Source organism: Mammaliicoccus sp. RAM2 (assembly GCF_045897195.1).
GTDB classification, from domain to species: Bacteria; Bacillota; Bacilli; order Staphylococcales; family Staphylococcaceae; genus Mammaliicoccus; species Mammaliicoccus sciuri.
Genome location: NZ_JBJNWI010000024.1, coordinates 1 through 643, shown reverse-complemented (window position 1 = coordinate 643; position 643 = coordinate 1). Strand labels below are relative to the sequence as shown.

Annotated in this window: 1 pseudogene; it reads right to left on the bottom strand. The window is 39.3% G+C overall.

Annotated features, from left to right (window positions below):
- Positions 1–643, bottom strand: a pseudogene (locus ACJTHF_RS14010) (clumping factor B); the annotation flags it as partial.

The following is a 643-nucleotide window of genomic DNA, read 5'->3' as shown; positions in this document are numbered from 1 at the left end:
ACTATCAGAACTGCTGTCTGAGTTAGAACCAGAATCGCTATTTGAATCAGAGTTCGAGTCTAAATCAGAATTACTGTCAGTAGTAGAGTCAGAACCGCTGTTAGAATCAGAACTGTTGTTAGAATCAGAACCGTTGTTCGAGTCAGAACCACTGCTAGAATTTAAACCAGAATTATTGTCTGTAGCAGAATCAGAACCACTGCTAACGTCTGAATTAGAACCTTGATTAGTTTGACTACCAGAGCCAGTATCAGAGTTCGAGTCAGAACCACTGTTAGTGTCTGAATCAGAATCTTTATCAGATTGACTGTCAGAACTGCTGTCTGAGTTAGAAGTTGAATTACTTTCACTCTCAGAAACTGAGTTAGAGTTTGAAGTACTATCAGTATCAGAGTTAGAACCAGAATCGCTATCTGAGTTTACATCAGAACCATTATCTGAGTTTGAATCCTTCGGAGTTGTAATATCTGGCTTACCGTCACCATCTTTATCCGTTGGTGTATTAGATTTAGGATCAGATTCATCTTTATTCGGAATACCGTCACTATCGTAATCTTCGTCACCATCGTTTACACCATTACCGTCGGTATCAGGGTTCGTTGGATCAGTAACGATAAGTTTTTCATCTTCGTTACTTACGCCA